Source organism: Mucilaginibacter oryzae (assembly GCF_003148845.1).
Lineage (GTDB): Bacteria > Bacteroidota > Bacteroidia > Sphingobacteriales > Sphingobacteriaceae > Mucilaginibacter > Mucilaginibacter oryzae.
This window is the reverse complement of record NZ_QGHA01000001.1, coordinates 233,142-259,349: the sequence shown is the minus strand read 5'-3', so window position 1 is coordinate 259,349 and position 26,208 is coordinate 233,142. Positions and strand designations below refer to the sequence as shown.

22 protein-coding genes are annotated in these 26,208 nt (G+C 43.5%); 5 read left to right on the top strand and 17 right to left on the bottom strand.

The window, feature by feature from the left end; genetic code table 11:
• Positions 1 to 2: 2 nt before the first annotated feature.
• The 5 genes from LX99_RS01045 to LX99_RS01025 all read right to left on the bottom strand — a co-directional run bounded on the left by LX99_RS01045 (position 3) and on the right by LX99_RS01025 (position 4,598).
• Positions 3 to 2,492, bottom strand: a complete 2,490-nt coding sequence (locus LX99_RS01045) for a TonB-dependent receptor (RefSeq protein ID WP_109605615.1) — start codon at positions 2,490 to 2,492, stop codon at positions 3 to 5.
• Between the two features lie 216 nt (positions 2,493 to 2,708).
• Positions 2,709 to 3,080 (bottom strand): hypothetical protein, encoded by a 372-nt coding sequence (locus LX99_RS01040; protein WP_109605613.1) that lies wholly within the window; start codon positions 3,078 to 3,080, stop codon positions 2,709 to 2,711.
• 79 nt (positions 3,081 to 3,159) lie between these two features.
• The gene (locus LX99_RS01035; RefSeq protein ID WP_109605611.1) at positions 3,160 to 3,516 is read right to left on the bottom strand and encodes a hypothetical protein; all 357 of its coding nucleotides are present in this window, start codon (positions 3,514 to 3,516) and stop codon (positions 3,160 to 3,162) included.
• Between the two features lie 163 nt (positions 3,517 to 3,679).
• Positions 3,680 to 4,039, bottom strand: a complete 360-nt coding sequence (locus LX99_RS01030) for a hypothetical protein (RefSeq protein ID WP_022831675.1) — start codon at positions 4,037 to 4,039, stop codon at positions 3,680 to 3,682.
• 193 nt (positions 4,040 to 4,232) lie between these two features.
• A complete protein-coding gene (locus LX99_RS01025) occupies positions 4,233 to 4,598 on the bottom strand; it encodes a glycoside hydrolase (RefSeq protein ID WP_109605607.1) in 366 nt (121 codons plus the stop codon).
• A gap of 309 nt (positions 4,599 to 4,907) precedes the next feature.
• Here LX99_RS01025 and LX99_RS01020 point away from each other — a divergent pair, with 309 nt between their 5' ends.
• Positions 4,908 to 7,127 (top strand): putative Ig domain-containing protein, encoded by a 2,220-nt coding sequence (locus LX99_RS01020; RefSeq protein ID WP_109605605.1) that lies wholly within the window; start codon positions 4,908 to 4,910, stop codon positions 7,125 to 7,127.
• A gap of 325 nt (positions 7,128 to 7,452) precedes the next feature.
• On the opposite strand, the gene LX99_RS01015 is transcribed toward LX99_RS01020, so the two are convergent.
• The 11 genes from LX99_RS01015 to LX99_RS00965 all read right to left on the bottom strand — a co-directional run bounded on the left by LX99_RS01015 (position 7,453) and on the right by LX99_RS00965 (position 20,761).
• Positions 7,453 to 8,361, bottom strand: coding sequence for a hypothetical protein (locus tag LX99_RS01015; protein ID WP_109605603.1), 909 nt, complete (start codon positions 8,359 to 8,361; stop codon positions 7,453 to 7,455).
• Positions 8,362 to 8,493: 132 nt separating this feature from the next.
• Positions 8,494 to 8,937 carry a hypothetical protein gene (locus LX99_RS01010; RefSeq protein ID WP_109605601.1) on the bottom strand — a complete coding sequence of 148 codons (444 nt, stop codon included), beginning with the start codon at positions 8,935 to 8,937 and terminating at the stop codon, positions 8,494 to 8,496.
• A gap of 151 nt (positions 8,938 to 9,088) precedes the next feature.
• Complete coding sequence (locus tag LX99_RS01005; protein WP_109605599.1) at positions 9,089 to 10,126, bottom strand: fatty acid desaturase; 1,038 nt, start codon at positions 10,124 to 10,126, stop codon at positions 9,089 to 9,091.
• Positions 10,127 to 10,251: 125 nt separating this feature from the next.
• Positions 10,252 to 11,253 carry a YncE family protein gene (locus LX99_RS25485; protein WP_170122592.1) on the bottom strand — a complete coding sequence of 334 codons (1,002 nt, stop codon included), beginning with the start codon at positions 11,251 to 11,253 and terminating at the stop codon, positions 10,252 to 10,254.
• A 57-nt stretch (positions 11,254 to 11,310) separates the two neighbouring features.
• Entirely contained in the window at positions 11,311 to 14,403 is a 3,093-nt protein-coding gene (locus tag LX99_RS00995; protein WP_109606920.1) for an efflux RND transporter permease subunit, read from the bottom strand.
• 147 nt (positions 14,404 to 14,550) lie between these two features.
• Positions 14,551 to 15,483, bottom strand: coding sequence for an efflux RND transporter periplasmic adaptor subunit (locus LX99_RS00990; RefSeq protein ID WP_109605595.1), 933 nt, complete (start codon positions 15,481 to 15,483; stop codon positions 14,551 to 14,553).
• 1 nt (position 15,484) lies between these two features.
• The gene (locus LX99_RS00985) at positions 15,485 to 16,732 is read right to left on the bottom strand and encodes a TolC family protein (RefSeq protein WP_146203036.1); all 1,248 of its coding nucleotides are present in this window, start codon (positions 16,730 to 16,732) and stop codon (positions 15,485 to 15,487) included.
• A 207-nt stretch (positions 16,733 to 16,939) separates the two neighbouring features.
• Positions 16,940 to 17,602 carry a DUF4276 family protein gene (locus LX99_RS00980; protein ID WP_109605591.1) on the bottom strand — a complete coding sequence of 221 codons (663 nt, stop codon included), beginning with the start codon at positions 17,600 to 17,602 and terminating at the stop codon, positions 16,940 to 16,942.
• Complete coding sequence (locus LX99_RS00975) at positions 17,599 to 18,681, bottom strand: AAA family ATPase (protein WP_109605589.1); 1,083 nt, start codon at positions 18,679 to 18,681, stop codon at positions 17,599 to 17,601. The genes LX99_RS00980 and LX99_RS00975 overlap by 4 nt, the downstream gene beginning before the upstream one ends.
• A 154-nt stretch (positions 18,682 to 18,835) precedes the next feature.
• Positions 18,836 to 20,083: a sensor histidine kinase gene (locus LX99_RS00970; RefSeq protein WP_109605587.1), complete on the bottom strand. Its 1,248-nt coding sequence runs from the start codon at positions 20,081 to 20,083 to the stop codon at positions 18,836 to 18,838.
• Entirely contained in the window at positions 20,084 to 20,761 is a 678-nt protein-coding gene (locus LX99_RS00965; RefSeq protein WP_109605585.1) for a response regulator transcription factor, read from the bottom strand.
• Positions 20,762 to 20,886: 125 nt separating this feature from the next.
• Here LX99_RS00965 and LX99_RS00960 point away from each other — a divergent pair, with 125 nt between their 5' ends.
• Both LX99_RS00960 and LX99_RS00955 read left to right on the top strand, forming a co-directional pair.
• Positions 20,887 to 21,300: an EamA family transporter gene (locus tag LX99_RS00960; protein WP_109605583.1), complete on the top strand. Its 414-nt coding sequence runs from the start codon at positions 20,887 to 20,889 to the stop codon at positions 21,298 to 21,300.
• A gap of 147 nt (positions 21,301 to 21,447) precedes the next feature.
• Positions 21,448 to 23,940 (top strand): outer membrane beta-barrel family protein, encoded by a 2,493-nt coding sequence (locus tag LX99_RS00955; protein ID WP_170122591.1) that lies wholly within the window; start codon positions 21,448 to 21,450, stop codon positions 23,938 to 23,940.
• A 123-nt stretch (positions 23,941 to 24,063) separates the two neighbouring features.
• Here LX99_RS00955 and LX99_RS00950 read toward each other — a convergent pair whose 3' ends face one another.
• Positions 24,064 to 24,711, bottom strand: a complete 648-nt coding sequence (locus LX99_RS00950) for a DUF47 domain-containing protein (RefSeq protein WP_109605579.1) — start codon at positions 24,709 to 24,711, stop codon at positions 24,064 to 24,066.
• Positions 24,712 to 24,986: 275 nt separating this feature from the next.
• Here LX99_RS00950 and LX99_RS00945 point away from each other — a divergent pair, with 275 nt between their 5' ends.
• Both LX99_RS00945 and LX99_RS00940 read left to right on the top strand, forming a co-directional pair.
• Positions 24,987 to 25,193 (top strand): hypothetical protein, encoded by a 207-nt coding sequence (locus LX99_RS00945; protein WP_109605577.1) that lies wholly within the window; start codon positions 24,987 to 24,989, stop codon positions 25,191 to 25,193.
• Between the two features lie 750 nt (positions 25,194 to 25,943).
• Entirely contained in the window at positions 25,944 to 26,195 is a 252-nt protein-coding gene (locus LX99_RS00940; RefSeq protein ID WP_109605575.1) for an Lrp/AsnC family transcriptional regulator, read from the top strand.
• The last annotated feature ends 13 nt before the right edge of the window (positions 26,196 to 26,208 follow it).

Below are 26,208 nucleotides of genomic sequence, written 5' to 3'. Positions count from 1 at the left end.
GATCAATATTTTGAAAATGAATAACTGATACCTAAGGTATAGGTACGCGGCGGCGCGGCATTATAGGTATCGCCCCATTGGTTACCGGTTACTGTTGTAGCGTACAGCTTGTTGGTTAAGTTAAGCACATTAAACCAGATGCCCGCACGTTTTAACGCACCGCTTTTAACATCGTAACCCATACGTAAGTTATAAATATCATAACCGCCATAAGTTTTGGTATTTGCCGGATTGGTGAAGTAGTGGTTAATGTGCTGCCACTCGGTAGCTATCCTGAAACCTGGCAGATCATGTGGTTTGTAAGTAAGCTCGGAGTTGGCTATCCAGGCCGGGGCGTTAGTCATGCGGTTACCATTGTAGCTAATCACGGTATTGGCACCGGTACTGTAATTGGTGCGCACCTCACTGTACTCTACGTAAGTATGGCGGGCATTGGTGCCACTAAAACGGAAAGTTAAATCCTTAACCGGAGCAAGGGTTAAAGCGTACTCAATACCACGGTGGCGGGTTGCACCCGCGTTTTGATTTTGTGTTGTATTATCAGGCAATAGCTGACTGATGATCTCGTTGTGGCCTTCCAGATCAAAAACACTCAATTCAAAGTACAGCATCTTATTAAATGCCGCGAACCAGCCCCCTGCCTCATAATTATCAAAAGTAGCCTGTTTAAGCGGGGTTAACTGGCGCGAACTGTATAAGTCGCCTGTTTCCGGCGGCTGGAAACCTACGCTGTAGTTGGCGTAAATACCTTTATTAGCGCCAAAGTTGTAGGTTAGGCCCAGTTTGGGAGCAACAATATTAAAATTATTGGTTTCCTGTTGTTTGTATTTGGTTTGGCCTGCCGGGATACCGTTGGTAAAATCGTAGTGAACCCTATCGTACCTTAAACCACCGGTAATACGCAAAGCCTCGGTAGGTTTAACCTCGTATTGAACGTACGCGGCTGTGTTAAACAGTTTGATTTTATAATCATCAATATAGCGGCCGGTATTGGTGAAGCCGGTGTAGTAGTTGTTGGCAACATCTTTGGTGATATCCAGGTACTGCGCGTAGTACGAGCTTGGGCTGTCATCTACGTAAACGCCCCCTATTAACCTCGAATGCAGAAAATCGAAATCAACCCGGTGCTGGGCCAATAAACCAAAGCTGTGAAAGCGTTGATCATTTACCTGTCCGTTGCTGCTTTGGTAAACGCCGTTGTTATCCCTTACGTCCGAAATGAAGTAGCTTGGCAACTGTGCGGTAGAGTTTTGACGGAAAAATAAGGTTACAAAGGTGCTGTTCTTATCGTTCCATTGCTGGTCTAACCTTGTACTGGCGCGGAATGATTTTACTTTACGGTAGGTAAAGCGTTGGTTAGCGCTGTAACTGCGATTATAAAAGTGTGCGCTATCCAAACTGCCCGGAGTTTGGGTATTGAGGTAATTGTAAGCAGCCGAAGTGGTGAGTTTGGTTTTCGCGCTAAAATCGTAAGTGGTTTTGAAGTTGCCCGAGTACTTATCAAAAGCAGAGTAATCCTGCCAGCCTTCGCCCTGGTGGGCTAAATATCCACCCACATATAAACCAAATTTGCCCTGGGTAAAACCACCATCGGCATCAACACGGCGGTAGTGATAATTGTCGCCCTGTACCGATACGTTACCGGCGTAACCCGTAGGCGGGCCCTGGGTAATAAAGTTAACCGCGCCGCCAATGGAGTTACTGCCGTAAAGCGATGAGGCCGGGCCTTTTACCACCTCAATATCTTTAACGCCCGACATGTTGATTTCATACAACGAGTTGTGGTTAAAGATGCCCGTAGGACGGATAGGCAAGCCATCTTCCATATACAGATACAATGCGTTGTAGGTTATGGGCTGACGGATAGCCATAGTATGCTGTTCGTTGCCAAGGTTTACCATATATACGCCCGCCACTTTGTTCAGCAACTGGTAAAGCGCGGTTGCTTTAGTATCCTTAATTTGGGTGGAGTTAATTTTGCTGATGGCAATAGGTGCATCCTGCCTTGCCTGCCCTTCCCGGCTCGCGGTTACCACAACCGGCTGCAGATCGACAGTAGAAGGCTCCAGGCCGATATCAAGCCTCTGATCTTTTATGGTGGATACATTGATGATCTGCGTATTATAACCAACCATGGCAAATTTAATTTGCGTTACGCCATCGATGTTGATGCTGAACTGCCCCCTGGCATTTGTCATGCCCAGTTTTTGCCCGTTGGTGGCATCGGCTTTGCATATGGATGCGCCGGCAATGGCTTCGTGGGTAACGGCATCAGTAACAGTTCCTTTTATGGTGGTTTGCCCGTAAGTCAGGGTGTTAGTAAGTATAAATAGTATGATCAGGATTAAATATCGTTTCATTATATAGTATTGCGGGAGTTGCCTCCCGGTGTAAAAATGGGTAGTGTAGGGTACGGCGGATTTTGATTGATGGGCAGAGAGGTTACTCACCCTGGCATCGCTGCGCTCGTCACCCCTCTCTATGCTGCGCATAAATAGGGGCAGGAGGATAAAGCCTCACACCGGCCCTCCCCAAAGGAGAGGGAGAATCTCTTAAAGTATGTTTTTTAAAGTGTTTTCCCAACCCTCTTTGCTGCGTAGCAGGAGAGAAGGTGGTTCGGCGAAGCGCAGAACAGGTTAGTAAGTTACACGCGCGTTAAGCATCGGGCATACCTATCCCATTCAATCAAAAACCAAAAAATGAAATGATTATCCTAATTGCGGAGGGCGGAATATCGTAACCGGGCGATCGGCCGGTACGGTTTTGAGGTAAGGGGTTGAAATAACTTGCAACAGGCTGGAGTGGAATTTAACATCAGTTGAACTGATGACATAAACCTCCTGATAGAGGCTCTTTTGCGACTGCCTTTCGTCGCTGGCCTGCTTGTCCTCTGCCTGTTTTATCTTTTTCATGAAATAACATTTGCCATCGCAGTGCATCCAGGGCTTGTCCCTGTTTTCGCAAAGCTTCGCAGCAATGTAATTCCTGTTCATTTCAAACCCCGCGTAAACAAAAAAACGCGAAAAGTTTGCCGTGATCAGCGAAAAGATGAGTAAATAGGCTGTAATACGTTGCAGCATGCCGCAAAGGTAAGCTCAAAGCGCTAAACAAGCAACGTGTAATTTAAAATAAACTTTTAAACACTACCGATAAACGTTACTAATTGCTGCGGACGAGTGTTGCATGCAGATGCTGCCCCTTATAAACCAGGTTCATACTTAACGAATCCTGGTATACTTTACCCGTATGTGGCGATGTGCCTCCGGGTACGGGGATGCTGAACGAAAAATTATCGCCATTGATCATACCATCGGTAATAGTTACATCACCTTGCGGGGCATGCGCAGTGCCGGTTAACCTGCCGCTATCTACCTTAAAAGTATAACTTAACGGAAAATCACTATCGTCGGGCAGTTTTAAAGCGCCCGTCCACTTGCCGTTAATATTTGCCATCGAAATAAAACTGAATGCAGTAATAGCGACAAAAGCGCATACGATCAGGAATTCTTTTTTCATTGCAGATATAGTTTTAGCAGATGTTATTTTGTTGTGAGTTAAACTATATACAATTTTATTTCTTTAAAGTTTATTTAAAATAAAAAACCTTACCGCTACCGGTAAGGTTTTTTATCCAGGGGCGCCGAAAAAGTTCGGCATGAAGGATTTTGTGATCTTGTGTTTATTGTTTTGGTCTCTTTAAAATCGAGTTAGCTTTTGAACCGTTGATATCCAGTTCAACACTAATCGAATCGCCCATGAATTTACCTGTATGAGGGATCACAATGCCGCTGGTTGAAACGGTAAACGAAAAATCGGTGCCGTTTGTTTTACCTTCTTTAATGTCAACATCACCTTCGGGAGTTAAAGCGGTACCGGTTAGTTTGTCGCCGTCAACTTTAAAATTGTACAATAATGGATATTCCTGTCCGTCGCTCATTACCAGTTTTCCGGCCCATTTACCATTTAAATCGGCTATGGCGGCAAGTGCTATCATAAAGCAGCTTACCAATAAGGTTGTAGTAAAAAATTTCTTTTTCATAAATTGTATTTTGGTTGTTATAAATATAAAGAAAGAACCGTTTATTTTTTTGATTACGATGATTTCGCTGTTTTTTATTTTTTGGGATTACGTCGATTGTTTTTGATTACACCGATTTTTCTGAACCGTGATTTATGGGATTAAAAGATTGCTAAGAACTATATCATGTAGCTCATATTGCCAAACTCCCCTTTTAGGGGGCAGGGGGGCACCTTTTCAGTGTGGTGTGCACTTTGGTTCCGTTAGCTTCAATATCAACCCCAACCGAGTCGCCATAAAATTTGCCGGTGTGGACAATGTGGATATCCTCTATGCTAACCGTGAATTTAAATTCATTGCCGTTTATTTTGCCGTCTTCAATTGGCATATCACCTTTGGGCGTTTTGGCCGTACCGCTCAGCTTATCGCCATCAACCTGAAAATTATACAGCAGCGGATAAACGTCGCCGGTTTCGGTTTCCAGTTTGCCTTCCCATTTGCCGGCAAAGTTGGTAATGCCAGCTATAGCAGCCGCAATGCATGCGGTTGCAAGCGCTAAGGTTAAAAAAGCTTTTTTCATCCTGTTTTTTTATGGTGGTAAATGTAAAGCGGGTATTAAACCAAAACGTAAACTGTGTGTTAAGTTTACTTTGGCCCGCCTGTTGTTTGCTATAAACTCTGCTAAAGAGACTGATAATCAGTTTTAATACTGTGATATCGCTCTTTGGTTGTTTACGCTGATATTAACCAAATCTTTAGGTTGGCCCGCAATGATCGGATAAAATAAATGTTACCAATACATTTCCTGTTTTTCAAAATCATTGTACCTTTAAAATGCAGATACTAACCGGCCTGCGGGCCTTCAATTTAAATTTTAAACCATTAATAAATGATTAAGAAGATTTTTACCTTGCTTTTGCTGGTCGGCGGCTGCCTTGCTGTGTCGGCACAGGAGGTTGAGCTTAACAAAGGCTGGAAATTTGCCGTAGGCGATTCGGTACAGTGGGCGTCGCCAACTTTTAACGATAAAAACTGGCAGGACATTGATGTAAATCACAATTGGGAACGTCAGGGCCATCCGAGTTACGACGGCTTCGGCTGGTACCGCATCCATGTAGTGATCCCGGCATCGCTTAAAGAAAAGTCGTTTTTAAAAGATAGCGTGCGCCTAAACCTGGCCAGCGTTGATGATAATGATGAGGTTTACCTGAATGGTAAACTGATAGCCAAATACGGCGGTGCAGGCGGTTCCATAAAAGATGGCCATTACGGTCGGCGTAGTTATACCATCGCGGCCAACAACCCCGCTATTTTATGGGATCAGGAAAATGTGCTGGCTATCCGGGTATTTGATACCGGCGGTGATGGTGGTATTTACGGCGAGAAGTTTACTTTGGCAATGGCCGATGTAATGGATAATGTGCATGTGAACACCGATGGCGATTTTAGTTTTGAAGAAAATAACAGCCTGGCCAAAGCCATCAAACTGCAAACTACCAATAAGTACGAGTACCAGGGGCAACTTGCCTTTAAAGTTACCGATCCCGAAACCGGTGCGGTGATTTACGAAAAAACAAACCCGGCTCATTTTACATCGGGTAAACCGTTTACTTATTCGTTTGTGATAGCAAGGCTCGCAAAAAAATCATACAACATCGCTTATACTTTTCATGATGAAAAATCGGGCAAGGATATTGTTAAAACCGAAACCACACCGTACATCTTAACGCCTTCTCCATCTGCCAAACCAAAAATTAACGGACCAGAGGTTTATGGTGCAAGGCCGGGTAACCCTTTCCTGTACCTGGTTCCCGCTACCGGTAAAAAGCCGCTTGCCTATAAAGCTACAGGCCTGCCAGAGGGCTTAAAACTGGATGCCGCTACGGGTATCATAACCGGCTCGGTTAGCCAGGCAGGTGATTATAAGGTTACATTAACCGTAAGCAATAGTCTCGGCACAAAATCAAAAGAGTTTACTATTAGTATTGGTGATAAAATTGGCCTTACCCCGGCGCTTGGCTGGAACAGCTGGAATGCATGGGGATTAAGTGTTAACGAGGATAAAGTAAAGATTTCGGCAAAAGCTATGGCCGATAAGCTAAGCGCTTACGGCTGGAACTATGTAAACATTGACGATGGATGGGAAGCCGAAAACCGCGCGGCAGATGGTGCCATAGTATCCAACAGCAAATTTCCGGATATGAAACGCCTTACCGATTATGTGCATAGTTTAGGCTTGCATACAGGTATCTATTCATCGCCGGGCCCGCGTACCTGCGGCGGATTTTTGGGTAGCTGGCAACACGAAGACCAGGACGCAAAAACTTATGCCGACTGGGGTTTCGATTACCTGAAATATGACTGGTGTTCCTATTCGGAGGTTACGCCGCCAAACCCTGATTTGGCCGCATTGAAAAAGCCTTACCAACTGATGCGTTCATCACTTAATAAAGTTAACCGTGATATTATGTTCAGCTTTTGCCAATACGGTTGGGGGGATGTATGGAAATGGGGCGCCGAAACCGGTGGTAACAGCTGGCGTACAACCGGCGATATCGAGGATACGTGGAGAAGTATGAGCGATATCGGTTTCAGGCAGGATGCAGCTTCGCCATATGCCGGTCCGGGGCATTTTAATGATCCGGATATGCTGGTGGTGGGTAAAGTGGGCTGGGGGCCAAGCCTGCACAATACGCGCCTGAGTTTTGATGAGCAATATACCCACATCAGCCTTTGGAGCCTGCTTTCTGCACCTTTGCTGATTGGCTGTGATATGGGCCATCTGGATAGGTTCACTTTAAGCCTACTTACCAACGACGAAGTACTGGCTATTGACCAGGATGCCTTGGGCAAAGGCGCTATGCCGCAGGTTAAAAAAGATGGTTACCAGATCTGGGTTAAAGAACTGAAGGATGGCAGCAAAGCAATCGGCATCTTCAACTTGTCTGATAAATACCAAACTATTGATCTGGACAAAACCGGTGATGTTTTAAAAGGCTTTACCAAATACCGCGATGTTTGGCAGCAGAAATTTATTGTAAGCACCGGCAAAACTTTTACCGCTAAAGTAGCCCCGCACGGTGTGTTACTGGTGAAATTGGAGAAATAAAATCCAATGAAACACCAAAAAGAAAGCCATTCAGTTTTTAAACGCTGAATGGCTTTTTTTATTGATAGAATAAAATGGCAACGCTTGCGTACGCGTGTCGCATGTGCAGTTTAGGCACGATAAGCAGACATGTTTATGGATCTTATATCGCGGTAAAGATACGCGCGACACGCGCGCACCAGCTTTAAAGAAGATTTTATCCCAACGCTTGCGCACGCGTACCGCGTGTGCAGTTTAGGCAAACGATAAACAGCCGGGTTTATAAATCTTGTATCGTGGTAAAGATACGAGCGACACGCAAGCGCCAGCCTTAAAGAAAATTTAGTCACTCCGGGGATTTATAATAATAAATCGGCGCGAACACCCCCTCGCTGGTTGTATAATACCCTTTTCCATCGGGTGTAAAGCCAATCGCTTCGCCCTGCTTTTCGCCTTTATAAGGCAATTCACGGTATTTGCGACTCATGGTTTCCCAGATCGGCTCATTGTTTTGACGGCGCCAGTAATATACTTTATCGTAGCTTTTTAATAGTACTTGCTGTCCGTCTTTTGAGATATCACCCGCCGTGATCCATTTAAATGGCTTGAATCCGGGGAAAAAGAGTTTGCCGCGTTTAGTAAGCGTTATGGTATCGTTCGCTTTATAATTTAACGGGGATGAATATATAGCCACGGTATCGCCGCGTTTGCTTACAATTAGCAACTGCTTATCAATAGGATCAACCATCATCGCTTCTGCATCTTTTGGGCCGTCGGGGTATCTGAAATTTACAGCAACAGCCGGTGCATTAGTTTTAGCGTTGGTACCGGCTGCCCAGGCTTTGTTTTCTAAAAAACGGTAAACGGTTATATACTTACGGTTGCCGGCATTATCGCCAATATCGCCAAGGTATACATAGCTTTTATCTTTTTGCGGACCCGGGCCAACATCAATGTCTTCGCAATCGGCAACGCCCTGCGGGTTATGGGTATCTCCTTTAAAATAGATGGTAGTTTTTAACTTACCTTCGGGAGTTATAGCAAAAAAGCGACTGGTATCCCCGCTGTCATTATGCACATAGTAAGTATCCGGACTGATTGTTGACGCCGCTATACCCGAAGTTTCATCCATTTCCTTACTGCTTAACGTGCCGGTTATATCCTGCTTGTCAAGCAGGCGGTGCTTGGCAAATGCTGCTAAAAAAAACAGCGAAACAAGTGGTATCAGTATATTTAATTTTTTTGATCGGCTCATCTTAACTATTGCGAATAATAACGCAAATAAAGTCTTTTAGTATGAAGATGTTATTAATTATTGGATTTTATTATTCAATATGAAAAACGGACAACAAAACGTTAACTGGTTAACAATATTCATACCAGTACTTTAGCTACACCGAATTAAAGGCGTAAAGCAATGTATTCTGTTGATAAATTTCGGTAGCTGTACGATAATCAGCCAGGTTAAGTTCGTTAATGTACCGTCATTGTATGGATGCCCTGGTGAGATAAATACAGGTACATCATAACCCAACTGTTGATAATAGGCAGTTATAAAAGCCTGGTTGAGCAAGCTGTTGGCTGTTGCCTTAATATCGTCGGTTTGTTTTCTTAAAGGTTTCAGTAGTAACCTGATCTCGCAAAGCCTGAAATTGTCATACAGGGGAATCCACCGGCTTATTCCGTCAATTGTAATCGCAATAGCATCTGATTTTATACCGCTTAGCGTGCCGGTACTGATATTATCATTCAACTTGCTGCTAACCAGTACTTGTTGACCAATATAGCGGCTGAAAATTACCAGTTGGTCGGATATGCTTAGGTTATTCATTTTGCTAATTTTGTTAGCAAAATACGTAAATTATTTGGATGGATACAAGGTGTGCAATAAAAAAGGTTTAATTTTTTGTGCCGGGGCATTAGTAAGCATGATAAGAGTACGGTATCTAATAAAAAGAGCCCTTTTAAAGGGGCCCTTTTTGTTATTTTTCTACTTCTTCAAGCTGGGGTTTTGAAACTTCGGCTTTTACCAGGTCGATATCTGGTTTGGAGATATCGGTTAGGGCTACTTTTCCCCTGTCACGGCGAACGATGCGGTTAAATAACGAGATTTCCCTGTCGAACAAAAACTGGAAGAACAGTTTGGTCCATGAGGTATGGTAGTACAGGGTATCATAATATTCCGGTGCCGTTTTCCTGATCTCGGGGAGTTTATTCCATGGGATAGAAGGAAAATCATGGTGTTCATTATGAAAACCTACGTTAAACGCTACCGCGTTAAAATTACCGTAATAGCTGTAGGTTTCCTGCTCTTCGGTAACGGTAAGGTAATGCTCCTGGATCCAGCGGGCGCCAAGCGGGTGCAGGCCAACCGAAAAAGAAAAACTGAGTAACAGGAACGCTACCGCGTGCCAGCCCATAAAGTAGGCTATAGCTGTAGTAAAAGCTGCCTGCAACAACCAGTTGGTCAGGATCCATTTATCAAACGGATGAATCTCGCGTAAACGCGATAAACGGAATAACTGGAACACCGGGAAAAACAATAACCATAAGGCTTTACCAAAAAACGAATTGTTGATCAGTTTTGCTTCCCATTTGTTAGGCAGGTCGGCATCCAACTCATGCACACCCTGAAAAGCGTGGTGTTTGATGTGGTATTTTTCGAACGAAATAGCGCTTGGCAATATTTGCGGTAAATTGGCAAACATAGATGCCCAGCGGTTAGCATTACGGTTTTTAAAAAGCAACTGGTGGGTACATTCATGAATCATTACAAACAAGGCATGATCAGCAAAAGCACCTAAAAGATAGGCTGCACCAAAAACAATCCACCATGATTGGTCGCGTACAAACCAGGCCAATATCACCTGGAAAGATACAAGCCCGATAATGGCCCATATGGTTTTGGGGTTTTTACCTATCAGCTTACGCAGTTGCGGAAACTCTTTTAAAATTTTCTTCGTCCGGATCCTGTGGGGTTCAGATTCCTGTGAATAGACAAAATCAGTTTTTTTAATCATATAGTGGTAAAACGTTAAATATAGTAATAACGTCTATTAAAGTTCATTTTTTTGTAAAATTTAATTAGTAATATCAGGAATAAATTAATTCTTCATGAATATTTCACAGCTATTTTATATAAAATTTACTTTGGTTTATACACCAAAACTTTGAAGGTATTCGGCACTGTTGTACGTGTGCCTGGCTCAAATTGTGCTGCGCTGAGGTAAATTTTATGCGTTTTTACATCCAAAGCCATAGTACGCGCACGCTCTTCAGTTTTAAGAGATTGAACAACTTCATAATCATTTGCTGATTTTTGTTTGATGATGGTGGTAACTCCATCGCCGCACGAGCAGAAGATCAGTTTAGTTTCAGCATCGTAAGCCACTGCATCCACACCGGCACCTATAGGCAGTGTAGCAATAACTTTACCGGTATTAATATCAACAACGCTTACACCTTTATTTTCACGGCAAACAGTAAACAAACGTTTATTAACCGCATCAAGCGCCAAACCTGTTGGGCCGCCGCAGGGTGCCAGCGGATGGTTTTTAACTACCTTCAGTTTTTTACTGTCGATAACATCCAGGCTGCTTTTATCTTCAAGGTTATTATAGATCAGTCCTTTGCCATCGCTAACGGCGAACTCCGGGCTGCCGCCAAGTGCAACGGTACCAACCTGCTTTAAGGTTAAAGGATTAATTACCGACGAGTTTTTGCTTTCGCCATTAAAAGTAAATACCCTGTCAGAAAAAGCGTCGTACATAATGGCATCCGGTCCGTTTGCTCCCGTAAGGGCAACGGTGGTAATGGTTTTAAATGTTTTGAGATCAAATACCACAACCGCGTTCGCTTTGCCATCGCTGATAAAACCGCGGTTAAGCTTGTTTACAATGGCTATACCATGTACACCTTTCATGCTTTCGATAACGCCAACCGGTTGTTCGGTATCCAGGTTAATGATATTGACCGTAGTGGCGTGAGATACATAAAGGTTACGGTTTACCTGATCAATGGCCAGGTAATCGTAACCGCCGTTACCGGGAAGGGCTATGGTTTTATCGGCCACATAAGTTTGTGCGCTCAGTTTAAAGGGAATTGCAGCGGCAAAAAGCAGTGCGGCAGCAACAATGTGTTTTTTCATTTTTCCTGACTTATTTATTGCCATGAAATTATATCCCGAATCTGTAAAAATGCTGTACTAAGCCACCTGTTGTTCATTTAATTGGTTATTATTTTCCGGAAACCCTTTGCGGTACAATATACGCAACATAGCCGGTAACACAATAAGTAACAATGGCAGCGCCGCCAAAAAACCACCGATCACTGCTATGGCCAAGGGCTGATGCAGTTGGGCACCGGCACCGATGCCTAAGGCCAGCGGCATCAAGGCGATAATGGCACCCAAAGCCGTCATGAGTTTTGGGCGCAGGCGTGTGCTGATGGCAAAGGTTATAGCCGCGTCGATATCCTGGTTTTGATTTCCGAGGGCACTTTCCTTAAACTGCAGGAAGGTGAAAATGGCATTTTCGCCAATAATGCCAACAATCATGATGAGGCCGGTATAGCTGCCCACGTTAAGCGGCGTGCCTGTTAAATAGAGCGCGAGGAAACTTCCGCCAATACCTAAGATGCCAATTACCAGGATCAGTATGGCTATCCTGAATTGCCTGAACAGGAACAGGATCACGCCAAAAACCAGCGCGCAGGCGGTAATGAGTATCAATAACAACTCTTTAAATGATTGTTGTTGTTGCGAATAGGCCCCCCCATATTCCACGTGATAGCCACCTGGCAGGTTAACATGATCTTGTATGGTTTTCTGTATGGCCGGGATCACGGTCCCCAGGTCGCTGCCTTCTAACCGGGCGCTTACCACGTTCATGCTTTGCAGGTTTTCGCGGTTTATTTCCGCGTCGCCCTCTTTCAATTCTACCGTGGCCAGTTCCGTTATGGGAATCAGTTTACCATTAGGTAAAAATATACGCAGGTTATGGATGCCGTTTACATCAAGTACGCGGTTGCCCGGATAAACCATACGGATAGGGGAGAGTTGTTCTTTTTCCAACAGACTGCCTATCACGTTCCCTTCCAAAGCGTTTTGCACCTGCATTTGCAGGTCAGCAGCGGTAATGCCAAATTGGGCCAGTTTGCTGTAATGCGGCTGAATGCTCACGGTAGGCCCGGCGATGATGATGCCCGGCAGCACATCGGCAGTACCCGGAACTTTTTCAACCAGGGCGGCAATCTGTCGGGATAAGCTTTGCAATTTTTGCTGGTCATCGCCAAATACTTTGATTTCTATAGGTTCGGCCGATGTGGTGAGATCGCCCAACATATCGCTTATTACCTGCCCAAACTCTACCTCGAGCGCAGGCTGGGTTTCTGACACCATTTTACGGAGGTCGCTTATTACTTCTTCCGTTCTTTTGGCACGGTCTTTTTTAAGTTGGATCAGGTAATCGCCGCTGTTGGGTTCGGTGATGAAAAAGCCCATTTGGGTGCCGGTACGGCGCGAGTAAGCAGTAACGTCAGGGTGTTTTATAATCTGCTTTTCTATCTGGCGTAGCATGCGGTCGGTTTCCTCGAGCGATGTACCCGGAGGCGATTTGTAATCGAGCACTATGGCGCCTTCGTCCATATCAGGTAAAAAGCCGGTCTCTAATAATGACGGCACTATTACAATAGCTGCTGCAAGCGCTGCTATGATGATGATGCTTACATAAGGCCTCAGTATGAAAAAGCTTACCCACTTTTGTTGCTTTACGGTATGTACTTCCCCGTGTTTGGTTTGGGCGTTTTGCTTCAGTTTAGGTTTACCCGTGATGAGCAGGTAAATTACCGGAAGCCCTATCCAGGTTACAAAAAAAGAAGAAAGCAGGGTAATGATCATGGTATCGGTCAATACCTTAAAGTAGGCTCCGGCTACGCCGCTCATCAGCACAAACGGAATAAAAATTACAATGGTGCTGATAGATGAACCCACCATGGCCGGGAACAGGTAGTCGATAGCTTTGCGTACCAGGTGACTGCTCAACTCGTCGGGATGTTCCTCGTGTACCCGGTGAATCTGTTCTACTACCACAATGGCATCGTCAATAATTAAACCTATCGAGGCGGCAATGGCTCCCAAGGTCATGATATTGAAGGTGTAACCTAACCAGTAAAGGATCAGGAGGGATAAACCTAATGTTACCGGGATAGTGATCAATATGGTAACGCTTGCCTTTACCGAGCGCAGAAAAATGATGGCGACAATAATGGCCAGTAACAAACCTATCCAAAGGCTATCGCTCACGCTTTTTACCGAATCGTTCACAAAATCGGCCTGTACATAATATGGCCTGATGGTTACGCCTTTCGGCAGGATCTTTTTTAACGCATCCACCTTATCGGCCATATCATTGCTTACCGAGATGAGGTTGGCGTTGGGTTGTTTGATTACCGCTATCAAAACCCCGTCGTGTCCGTTGGCATTGATGCGGGTGTATTCGATGCCTTCATTTACCTGTATTTTAGCAAAATCGACCAGGCGGACTACGCGCTTGCGGTTGTTGCTGATTACCAGTTGTTCCAGTTGCTCTTTGGTATTAATTGTAGCATCGGTAACTGTGAGGTACATGCGCTTGTAATCTGATAAATAACCTTCCGATTTTACAAAGTTGGTGGTTGAGAGCGTGGTACTGATAATATCAGGCGTAAGACCTAAAGCGGTCATTTTTTCCTGATCAAGCATAAGCCAATACTCCTTTAGTTTACCGCCAATCACCCGCACTTCGGATACCCCATCAACCTGCGATAGGAATGGTTTTACCGTATAGGTGGCCAGTTGCCTCAACTCGATAGGCGAGAGGTTATGGCTCTCTAAAGTATAACCGCTAACCGGCAAAATGGAGGGGTTCATTTTTGCCACGCTGATATTAACATCGGCAGGCAGATCATTCCTGATCTGGTCAATGCTTGATTGGATACGCTGCTGGCTCAGGTCGATATCGGCATTCCAGTTAAAAAGGGCCGAGATCTCGCAACTGCCCCTGCTGGTGGTGCTGCGCACCAATTGCAGATCGGGCACCTGTTTAATGGCATTCTCTAACGGTTTGGTAACGGTAACCATCATTTTGTTCACCGGCTGTAAACCCTGATCGGCAATGATCTTGATCTTCGGAAAAGTAATTTCGGGGAAAAGCGAGGTTTGCAGTTTGGAATAGGCAAAAAGTCCGCCCATGATAATGAGCGCCAGTACCAGCCCCAAAGGCTTGCGGTGCGTTATGAAATAGTTTTTTTGCTGGTTCATATAAGCCCCACCCAAACCCTCCCCGGTAGGGAGGGCTTTAAATACTGCTCCGGTTGTGGGATACCCGGAGAAAATTAGTTATTAAATTATTTTGCCACATTAGCTCGTTTTTAACGCGAACAAAAAGTCTCCCCTACCGGGGGAGATTTAGAGGGGGCTTATTTTTACCTTTGCCGTATCCGTCAGCCCGTAATTTCCTGTTACCACAATTTTATCGCCTACCGAAAATTTTGGCGTTAATATTTCCACCCTGTCACCGGCTTCAATACCTTTGGTTACAGGTGTTTTTACCGCGGTTGTAGGGTTGATGAGTTTCATTACCCAAAACTCGGTTTGTGTCTCGTTGCTCAATACAGCCGATTTTGGCAGCGATGTGGTGTGCGGCCTGACGGTTTTGATAATGCGGGCCCTGGCTACCAGGTTTTCGGGAATCGGGTTGTTGCCATTAACTCTAATCACGATACCCTGGGTTTGTGCAAGCGAATCGACCGCGGGCATGGACGAGGCTATTTGCCCGGTAATTTTTTCACCGCCGGGGAGAATCAGCTGAACATTCGCATTGTTTTTCAAATATCCCTTAAGCTCATAAGGCAGCTGCATGATAAATGCAAAGCTTTCGCGGTCGCTTATTACGGCCAGTTGTTCGCCATCCTGCACGTAATCGCCTTGCTGGTGGTTGAGCTGGGTAACGTAACCGCTGCCCGGGGCTTTTATTTTATTAATACCCGAAAACTTAAAAGTGGTGTCCAATACATTAATGCTGTTGCCTATGCTTTGGGCTTCTTTGGTTTTGATGCTGAATATCAGTTCACCTTTGTTTACAAAATGACCAGGCAGGATACTTACCTTTTGCACATAGCCGTTAGCATTGGCTTTTACGATGTTTTTTTGCTGAAAAACAGAAGTGGCATTAAGGTCGATATAATCAACCATAGCGCTATCGCTTACGGTGGTTACGGTGACAGGGGTTTGTGCGGATCCCACATCTTCTCCGCTATCATCGGCAGCCTGGGTTTTGCCCTTGCAGCCGTACAAGGTTGCCAATATGCAGGCGGTAATAAATATATGTTTGAGTTTCATATTATTTGTTCCAGTAATTTAGCTGATTGATGAGTTGCAGCCTGTTGATATTGGTTTGTGTTTTAAGGTTTTTGATGGCGAGATAATTGTTAATAGCCAGCACCAGGTCGGCCACGCGCACATCGCCGGTTTGCATCAACTGGGTGTCTACCTTTACCAGGCTTTCGGTGTATTTCATTTGCTCGTCAATTTGGGCTATCAGTTGTTCGCTGCCGGTGATCTGCTGATCAAGCTGGGCGATTTGCTGCCGGTACTGTCTGTCGAAAAATGCCTTATAAGTGCGGCGGGTGTCTTCTTCGAGGGAGAGTTTACGGTATTGGATCTTCCTTTGTCCGCCGTCGTACAGCGGTAGGGTAAAGCTAAAGCCAACACTTACACCGAAGTTCTTGTAAGCCGGCCCGCTTAAAAAATCGGAGTTGTAGCCCCCATCTGCCAGCAGGTTTATTTTGGGCTTGTAGCTAAAATCCACCAGAGCGCGGCTATTCACCGTTTTTAAACTATCGGTTTTGTACTGGCTGAAGAAGATACTGTTGGCCGCATCAACCGATGTTTTTTTTTGAAGTATAGGATCGAGCAGCTCTACATAGCAGGTATCGGTAATACCGGTTAGATAGTTAAGTGTAGTGTAATCATTTTTATACTGTAACCTGGCCTGCGACAAGATAAGCTCCTGTTGTTTAAGGGTTACTAAAAAGGTAAGGTAATCACTTTGGCGGTAAACGTTGCTGCGGGTAAGTTTTTTGAGCAGATTTTCTTCGCGGTTAAGTAAGGCAATTACATCCTGATTAAACTTTACCTGCTGCAGGCTGCCGTAAGCCGCGATATATTGCGCGGTAACAGCTTTCTTTAAATCCTGCTCGGAGATCTTTGCCGTATTGCTGATGGTTTGTGATTGGAGTTTAACGGCATCAATCTGCGCGGCAATATTTTTTTTGCTATCCAGCGATTGGTTAACGCCCATTAACGCGGCCAGGGTATGCTCGTTGGTAATGGCTGGCGCGTAACCGTATCCGCCTGCAACAGGGGCGTACAAACCCGAACTGTTGGCGCTCACCTGGGGCCGGTAGCCCGCCTTGATGCGCATGCTATCCAACTGCCCCGAAACGATCTGGTTCTGCAGGTCTCTGAGCAGCGGGCTATTGTTTTTAGCCAGCTTTAAATAATGATCAAGATTATATGTTTGCGCCTGTATTACATTGCTATACAGGCAAAGTAGCAGACAAGTAAACCATTTGATAAGGGTATTCAAAATAATGTGTATTGTGTTGACAATAGCTAAGCTAAAGCATAATTCTGGAAAAAATTGGTATGGGGAGAATAACAATTTTAAATGGAGATAAATACTTTTTGTGGAACATAGCAAAATCACCACCAGAACGGCGTAAAATTATAGTCTGTTTAAGAGATAGATTAGGAGAGACAATTCTATTTGGGGCCTTAAATTAGCCCCAATAAGCTATTTCAATTGTTCGAGTGTAGTTAACCAGCCATCAAAATGTTTGCATTCCTTGCGAATTTTTTGAAGCCCGATTTCTTTTATGATTAAAATCCCATCGTTTATTTTATCATATGAATCGCATATGGTTAAGATTCTTTTAGATGGAGCAGTAGCAGGCCCTTCATTAATTAGTTCAGGGTTCTGATCAGTAACAGAGTTTTTGATTTTATTAAAACAATCCTTAGGCAGTTTATTGTATAATCCCAACCATTCTTCCAATAGATCTGTATCTGAATACAAAAGGCTCTCGTATTCATGCAGTTGAATGTATGGGATAAACTTTCGAAAATTCAAATCGGCTTTTAGGGCATTTTCCATTGCAGCAACTCTTTCGTAAGGCGATAGTGTTTGGGTTGATGCGTACGCCGGAAAATCATTGCTTAAGCCATAAAGGTCAATCAATGTGGTATGATAAACACCTGGACATTCTTTAAACCATTGCGTGATATCATTTTTAAATTTGGCGTAGCTTACAACCCCACCGCGCTTCCTTAACTTTCTATTTGTTAGTACCTTTCTGGTTTCTGCGTATATGTTGAAAGAGAGTAAATGAGGTCGAAGAATATCGGTAACGAAACGCTCTTCAGAAAAGCCTTCGGACGTAATATTTAATCTGATCATGGTTTACCGCCTATGATATTTTTATCCCAAAGATCACCTAACGAATAATCATTTAACCATGATTCAAGTTTTTCAGGATCCAATCTTCTGAAAGTTGTTTCGGCTTCCGCTTTTTCTACTACCACTATGTCTTCAGCATCGAATTCGTTAACCAAACTTACAGATTGTGTGGAAATAATTACTTGTGATCGTTTAGATGCCTTTTTCAACAAGCCCGATAAAATTGTTATAGCCGAAGGATGAAGGCCTAATTCGGGTTCATCCAATAATATTAGCTTGGGTAAATCTTTTTGAAGCAATAAGGTCGCCATACAAATAAATCTTAATGAGCCATCCGATAATTCATTTGCAGTAAATGTTTTATCAGAATATCTGTCAACCCATTCTAACCGGATATTTTCTTCGTTTAAAGGATTTGGTCGTAATACAAAATCATCAAAAAACGGCACAACTAATTGGATTGTTTTTACAATACGCTCATAAAAACCATATTGTGTATTTTTTAAAACATATAAAAAAGCTGCCAAATTCGAAGCGTCTTCAAAGAGGAATTTGCTATCAGCAAGAGAACCATATTTTTTTACTCCGGCAGATTCGCTGGTGTCATGAAAGTGATATACACGCCAATCTCTAAGAACATCATAAACGTGTTCGGCTATTTTGTAAGTTTTAGCTTGTGCAGAAAGATTACTTTCCTTTTCATCAGCAGAAATACCCGTAATATAGGGGTTCATATATCCTCTGCCCCTGTATGCACAATTTTCAAACGCAATGAACAAACTATCATCATTAGCAGGCTGTAATTTCAGGTAATAGTAGTTAGGATCAAAGTTCAGGTCAATTGTAATTTCTGCGGTTGTTTTGCTGCCGTAATATAACAGATTTTCTGCCCCCGCTTTTAGCGATACATTTCGTAGTCGTCTTTCAATAATGTTTCTCAAAAACCTGAATAGTGAAATGAAATTGGATTTTCCTGCACCGTTTTGTCCAATCAATACATTTATATCAGATAATTGTATCGATTGTTCCGCGATTGATTTATACCCTCTAACTGTTATGTTTTTTAATTGATGATCCATATCATTAACAGCATCAAATATCGTTGTTTAAATTGGAAATGTGTATTCATTGATTATTTGAATAACAGCAATGATAAACAAGTTCAATTTATCAAATATTTGACAAATTGGATTGGGGCTGAAAAATAAAAAATTAGGTAATCAACGCATGGCCTTAAAACCTAACCACAAAGCAATGATGAGCAGCTTCATAGCTATAACCCAGTTGATAGCCCAAACTTTCGCAGATCTGTTTGGATATGGTAAGCCCCAAACCGCTCCCCTCTGACGAAGACGATTTGTGGAAACGGGTAAAAATGCGTTCGTTATCCAGGGGCATACTTTCGCCGGTGTTTTTTACAACGAGGGCCTCTGCTGTAAGGTTAACGATGATCCCGCCGCCCTGGTGGTTATGCCTAACGGCGTTAATAATAAGGTTGTTGAGCAAAATATCAATCAGGTACCTGCTGGCCGTTATTTCTTTATCCTCAAAATTAGCCGAAACGGTGATCTGCTTATCGCTGAAAATATCTTCCAGCTGATATAATAGTTCTTCAATCAGTTCTTTGAGATTGATAGTTTGCTGATCGGTTAGCAGTTTGTTTTCTATTTTAACCAAAAGCAATAACGATTGATTAAGCCTGCTCAACCGTGAAACAGCGCCATATAGGTCGCCCAAAAGTTTACTTTGCTGCGGACTAAAATTTTCTGTCTGGATCAAGGTATCCAGTTTGGAGTTGATTACCGCTATGGGAGTTAGCAGTTCGTGCGAGGCGTTTTCGGTAAAGGTTTTCAGGTCTTTATAATCCCGTTTTACACGTTCGGCCATGGCTGTTACTTCCTGGTGCAGGTCGTTAAATTCGTCTATCGGGGAGTTTAGGGGGGCAATATCGCTGTTATCAGTAACTTTAAATTGTTTAAGTTCGCCAAGGATGCTGTAAAAGGGTTGCCAAAGCCTGCTTAATATAAGCCGGTTGGTGATGAGTAAAACCAGTAATAACAACAATATCACGCCAATGGTAATGCCGAAAATGATCTGGATCAGGTATTCTGTTTCTACTTTCGATTCTACTATCTGTAATTTATAGTACCTGCCGTTTACAGTAACGGAACTGATTAAACCACGACCAGCTTCTGATGCACCTTTTTCGCGGTAATAACCCGTATTGATGAACTCCCGCTTAACCGAATTTGGTTCAGCCGGTGTGAAAGTGATCTGCTGGTCTTTCGACTCAAAAACCTGCGGCAGGCGATGGTTGAGCTTTACATAGTCGAACGCCTCGTGCTCTTCAACCTCCAGCGATTTATCGATTTGGTTAGTCAGGATGACACTGATAGCCAGGTAGTATATAGCACCTGTTATCAGCATAATAACTATGGTTGCAATGAGGTTTACCCGGTTGTACCTTTCGGAGAGCTTCATTTATTGATCGGCAAATTTATAGCCCATGCCATAGGCCGCATAAATATAGTCCTTGCCGCCTGCCTCCATTATTTTTTTACGAACATTTTTAATATGCGAGTAGATAAAATCGAAGTTGTTGGCCATATCCATGCCATCGCCCCACAAATGTTCGGCAATGGCGTTTTTGGAAATCACTTTGCCTTTATTGCTGATAAAATAAATCAACAACGAAAGTTCCTTGCGGGTAAATTTTACCGGGACACCATGAACAGTTACCGTTTTAGCCATGAGATCGATGCTCAACTCATTAAAATTAAGCACATTGCTGCCGTTAAACATTTTGCGGCGCACTATGGCCGATACCCTGGCTTTCAATTCCGAAAGGTGGAAGGGTTTTACCAGGTAATCGTCGGCGCCCAGGTCCAGGCCCTGCAGCCTGTCATCCAGCGAGTTCCTTGCCGAGATGATCAATACACCATCAGGAAACCCACCGGCTTTAAGGGTTTTTAATATATCTATTCCATTGCCACCCGGTAGTGTAATATCCAGCAGGATACAATCGTAACGGTATAACTGTATTTTAGCCAGCGCGGCCTGGTAGGTTGCTACGGTTTCGCAAATATTACCGGCATCGGCAAAGTATTCTTCTATACTTTCGCGCAGGCCTTCTTCGTCTTCAACAATAAGTATCTTCAAAACTTTTTTAGGTTAAAGGTATAAGGGCAATTTGTACAGATTCTGGATTTTAACAGATTTAATACAGAATGAATATTCAAATTAGCCGTTAACTTGTTGCAAGTTAAACATCAAATTCAATTATTATGTGGTGGATATACGCATTACTGTCGGCCTTATTTGCAGCGCTTACGGCCATATTTGCCAAAATAGGTATTAAAGGAGTAGATACCGATCTGGCTACCGCTATCCGTACCGTAATTATACTGATATTAGCCTGGTCTATTGCTATCTTTAAGGGAGGACACAATGGTATCGGCAGTCTCACTAAAACCAATTGGACGTTTTTAATACTTTCGGGTTTAGCCACCGGCCTTTCGTGGATCTGTTATTTCCGCGCGTTGCAATTGGGGAAGGTAACGCAGGTGGCCCCGGTTGATAAACTGAGCGTTGCGCTGGCTATCGTGTTATCGGTTTTATTTCTGGGCGAGCCGCTTACACTCAAAAATGCAATCGGCGCTTTGCTTATTATCGGCGGTACCATTGTATTGATTTTCTAACTTTTTTGTAACAGTTTCATATACAATGTAACAAGCGTGTATACATAGTGAAATCATACTGTAACAAATACACTTCAATACCGCTAAATTCAGTTTTTATCCAATCTTTCTTAGCAGCTTTGTGGTTACACTATGCACAACCATATAATGAAGTCTGTTTTTGTCATACTATTTTCACTTATTTTTACAGCTAATATACAGGCCCAAACCGCTCCCGGGGCTAAAGGTAAGATCAGCGGTAAGGTAACCGACGCGTCTACCAAGCTACCGGTTGATTATGCTACCGTGTCCATATTTAAACAAGGTGCCGCTTCGCCGTTTAACGGCATGAGTACCGATCCGAAAGGTAATTTCAGTATCAGCAATATCCCTGCCGGAGAATACAAGGTAACCGCCGAATTTTTAGGTTATCAAAAAGCGATCATCGAGCATGTAATAGTGAAAGAGGGCGCTACATTATCATTAGGCGAGATCAAACTTGCGCCTACGGCCAACGAATTGAAAGGGGTAACCATTACCGCCAAAGTGCCAACTGTTGAAAACCGGATTGATAAAATGGTGTACAACCCGCAAAATGATTTGAGCGCGCAGGGTGGTGTGGCTATTGATGTGTTGAAAAAAGTACCGCAAATTACTGTTGATATTGATGGCAACGTGGAGTTGCAGGGTAACGCCAATATCCGCTTCCTGATCAATGGCAAACCATCAAGCATTTTCGGCGCCAGCCTGGCCGATGCTTTGGCCAGTATCCCGGCCAGCCAGATTAAAAGTATCGAGGTAATTACCAGTCCGGGAGCTAAGTATGATGCTGCCGGTACCGGTGGGATTGTTAATATTATTTTGAAGGACAGCAAGGTTCAGGGTATTAACGGTAGCTTTAACCTATCGGCAGGTACGCGCCGCGAAAACGGCTCGTTCAACTTAAATGCCCGTAAAGGCAATTTTGGGGTAAACGCTTTTTTTAGCGGCAACGCCCAGATCAATACCAATGCTCCGTATACCCGTAACCGTGTATCAACCAACGGGCAAGGCGATCAAACCACCTTCTTCCAGCAGGGTTCCAATAATTTTAAACGTAACGGTTATGAATCGGGCATTAACTTTAACTGGGACATCAGCAAACACGATAACCTTACCGCCGGTGTAGGTTTTAACCATTTTGGTAACCATGGTAATGGCATTACCAACGAAGATTCGAGGATTGTTTCGGCTTCGGGCGCGTTTATTTCTGATACAGCGGATATCCGTAACTCAAGCAGTAAATTCAACGGCCGGTCAACCGATGTAAGCCTGGCTTACAAAAAAACATTTGACAAAGAGGGACAGGAGCTGGACATCCTTTATACCGAAAGCTTTGGTAATAACAGCTTCAGTTCATCGCAGGTGCAGGATTACCTGAACGGCGTAAAACCATCAACAGGCATCTCCAACAATAACCCGGGTAAAGACCGTGAAACCAATATCTCGGTTGATTATACCCATCCGATCAGCAAAAAGGTAACCATTGAAACCGGTGGAAAGCTTGATTTTAACCATATCAATAATAATGTAGTTACCGATACCCTGGCTACCGACGGCGGTTTTAACCTCGACCCGAGGCAAACCTATGGTTTTACTTACAACAGGAAGATCTATGCGTATTACCTTTCGGGATCGGCATCGTTATTTAACAGCTTTCTGGATGTAAAAGCTGGTTTAAGAGACGAGTATACCACCACCAAAGCCGATTTTCAGAATGTGAATATCCCTAATTATAATATCCTGGTGCCATCATTGGTGTTTTCGCACAAATTTGGTAGCAATGGTTCGCAGTCTGTTAAATTAAGCTATACCCGCCGCATCCAGCGCCCGGATTATGGCGATTTGAACCCGTTCTTGAATATCAGCGATCCTCATAACATCAACACAGGTAACCCTAACCTGAAACCTGAAAAAGGTGATAATTTTGAGTTGGGCTACAATAAATCGTTCGATAAGGGGGCTAATATTAATATCGCCGCTTTCTATCGTCACAACACGGATGATATTCAGCAATTTACCACCTACTATGATTCGTTGCAGGTAAACGGACGTGTTTATAGGGGCGTATCATTTAACCAGCGTTATAATATCGGATCGGAAGACAGACAGGGTATTAATATTTACGCTTCGGTACCGATAACCGGCAAACTGAATTTACGCACCAATATGATCTTCAGTAACAGGCGTTCCACCAACCCGGGTTTTGCCACTGTAAATGCCTTTGCCTATCGTATCAACTTAAACGCGCAATACAGTTTCGGTCATGATTTGAGCGCCGAGTTTTTTGGCAACTACAACTCATCGCAAAGAGGTATTCAGGGTACCAATCCAAAATTTGTGTTTTACAACATTGCCATGCGTAAAATGTTCTGGGATAAAAAGGCAAGCATCGGCCTTACTGCTACCAACCCGTTCGCCAAATATGTTAGTCAGCGGTCATCAACATTTGGCAGCAACTTTTACGCAACTAATGAGCGGCTGGTACCTGTGCAATCGTTCGGCATCAGCCTAAGCTATAAATTTGGTAAGCTTGAGTTTAAAAAGGACCGGGAAAAAGGCGATGACAACCGGGATAACAACGGCGGAGATAATGGCCCGGGGCAGGACAGAGGGAAGTAAACCTTACCCAGCCCTCTCCGAGGAAAAGGGCTATAGAACCAAAAAGTTGATGATTACTCATCGACTTTTTAGTTTAGCTTTTTTCAAGTCCTCTCTTGTGGAGCGGATTTAGTGAGGCTTGGGTTACCCCATCTTTATCAAAATACTTTCAATAATCAGGGTTACATCTTCGCAGGCATCGGTAGCGGTTTCCATGGCTACAAATACGTCGGTGTATTTAATTAGTTCGATGGCGTCTGTCTGGTTGCTTAGCAGGTCGGCAAAAGCGGTATTGTAAACGCGGTCGGCATCGGCTTCAATGCGTTTGATATTGGCGCAGATCTCAAATATTTCGGCCGAACGGCTCAACTCGTTCATCATATTTACCGCCCTTTCCAGCTCGGTACTTGTTTTAAAGATGAGCGCTGCAAGGTTAATGATAGGCTGCGTAATTTCCGGTACATTGTACAGGTTAATACGGCGCGCGGCAATGGTGATACTGTCGGCCACATCGTCAATAGCCGAGGCAAGGTCGCACATGTCCTTACGGCCAAAAGGCGAGATCAGCATCCTGCCCGATTCATTGAAAACCCTGTGGGTAATTTCGTAACTTTTAAACTTCAGCTTATCAATATGGGCAAAATTAAACTTTTGCTCGTACGACGTAGGCGCGTTAACAGCCTCATCAAGCAGGCGGGCCATTTCGGTAACGTTAGCCGTAGCATCATTAAATAAATCGTAAAAAAGCTGGTTTGAACTTGGGAATATCGATTTTGAGTTTGAGCTCTTCATTGATCTTTTTTATCAGTCGTAAATTTACAGTAGTTATTTCGGTCGAACTTAAAATACATTACTATAAATTAATCAGTGCGTAAAAGTAACCATTAAAACAATGTGTTGTGTTAAGTTAATGTTAACAATGGTTAAGTGAGTGTAAAAAATTGAGTTCTTGTGTTTTTATACTTCGGCGATTTGTATTCAGGGTAATAAAATGAAGCAGCAGGAACACATTTATGTTGTAAAACAAAATAAGGGCTGGTGCTATTGTATTTTTATAATAATTCATCATGAAAGCGGCGGATAAACACTATAAATGCGTAAACAGCAAAACCGGTTACGCCATTTATTACCATTCGTTAAGCGGGGCGCTTAGCGATGAAGAGATCAGGACCGAACTGGAAAAAATACGCGCCCGCGTAGCCATTCAAAACGGCATCTATCTTGAAACATTGTATTGGGAAGAGATGAACCAGACCGAGCGGCGAACGCAATAGGTGGAAAAAAATTAACTGGTGAAACAGAGTGCAAATGTTTCACCAGAAATAAAAAAGCGATTAGTGTCTTTCACCTAATCGCCTCATTTTCAAGTACTCAGAGCGGGAATCGAACCTCGCTTGTAAGTCCTTAAATTATAATGTGTTATAAACCTTCAAAAGATTATTCAACGATTTGTACAAAACTGGATTTGGCCATTAATCGCTGTGTTACAAATGTACAAACTATATGCTTGAGAAGAAGAAAATTCCTCAATAACTTATTAAATATTTTATGTAATGAATATCAAAGATAATTCCATTTGAAGCCTGATAATGACTTTCGTACGCAGAACGCAGTGAAGTATACTGGCCAGGGTATTCCGGCAAGCGGTTTTTCGTCTGACAAAAACATGGCTAGCTCCACATCATGAGGATAATGCTTAGTTATCCTTTATTGATTGTATAAAAATTTCACCGTCGTAAATGCTTTCGATTCCAAAGATTTCAGGTAATCGGCAATTTATATTAGGGACGTAAAAAGTAACACGTACGAGCCAGGTGTTTTTTTTGCATTATACAGATGTGCGCGACGGCAAGATTTTGGAAAACTAAGTTTATTAGCACGCGATCTTATGACGACCTTAGATATTATTTTAAGGATATGGAAGATACGGTAGTCATCGATTTCCCTGCAATGGAGCAGAACGGCCGCATCGAACTCATGCAGCTCGTGCGTTGGGTTAACCTTACCAAAACGTCGGTCGCCAAGTGTTTGCGAAACTCAAAGCTACCGGCGTTGTCCGGCAATTTACGGACATTTTGGACTGCGAGAAGATCGGCCAGCCGGTCCTGGTCATTACCCACATCAAGCTCGAAAAGCAAAACACTGAACTCCTAGCTGAAATCGAATCCGCCATGCAGGCGTTAGCACAGATTCAGTTTTGTTTGCACGTATCCGGCAACTGGAATTTTTTCCTGCAGATTACGGCTACCACACCGCAGGCTTATTTATCTTCCTGATGGAACACATCAA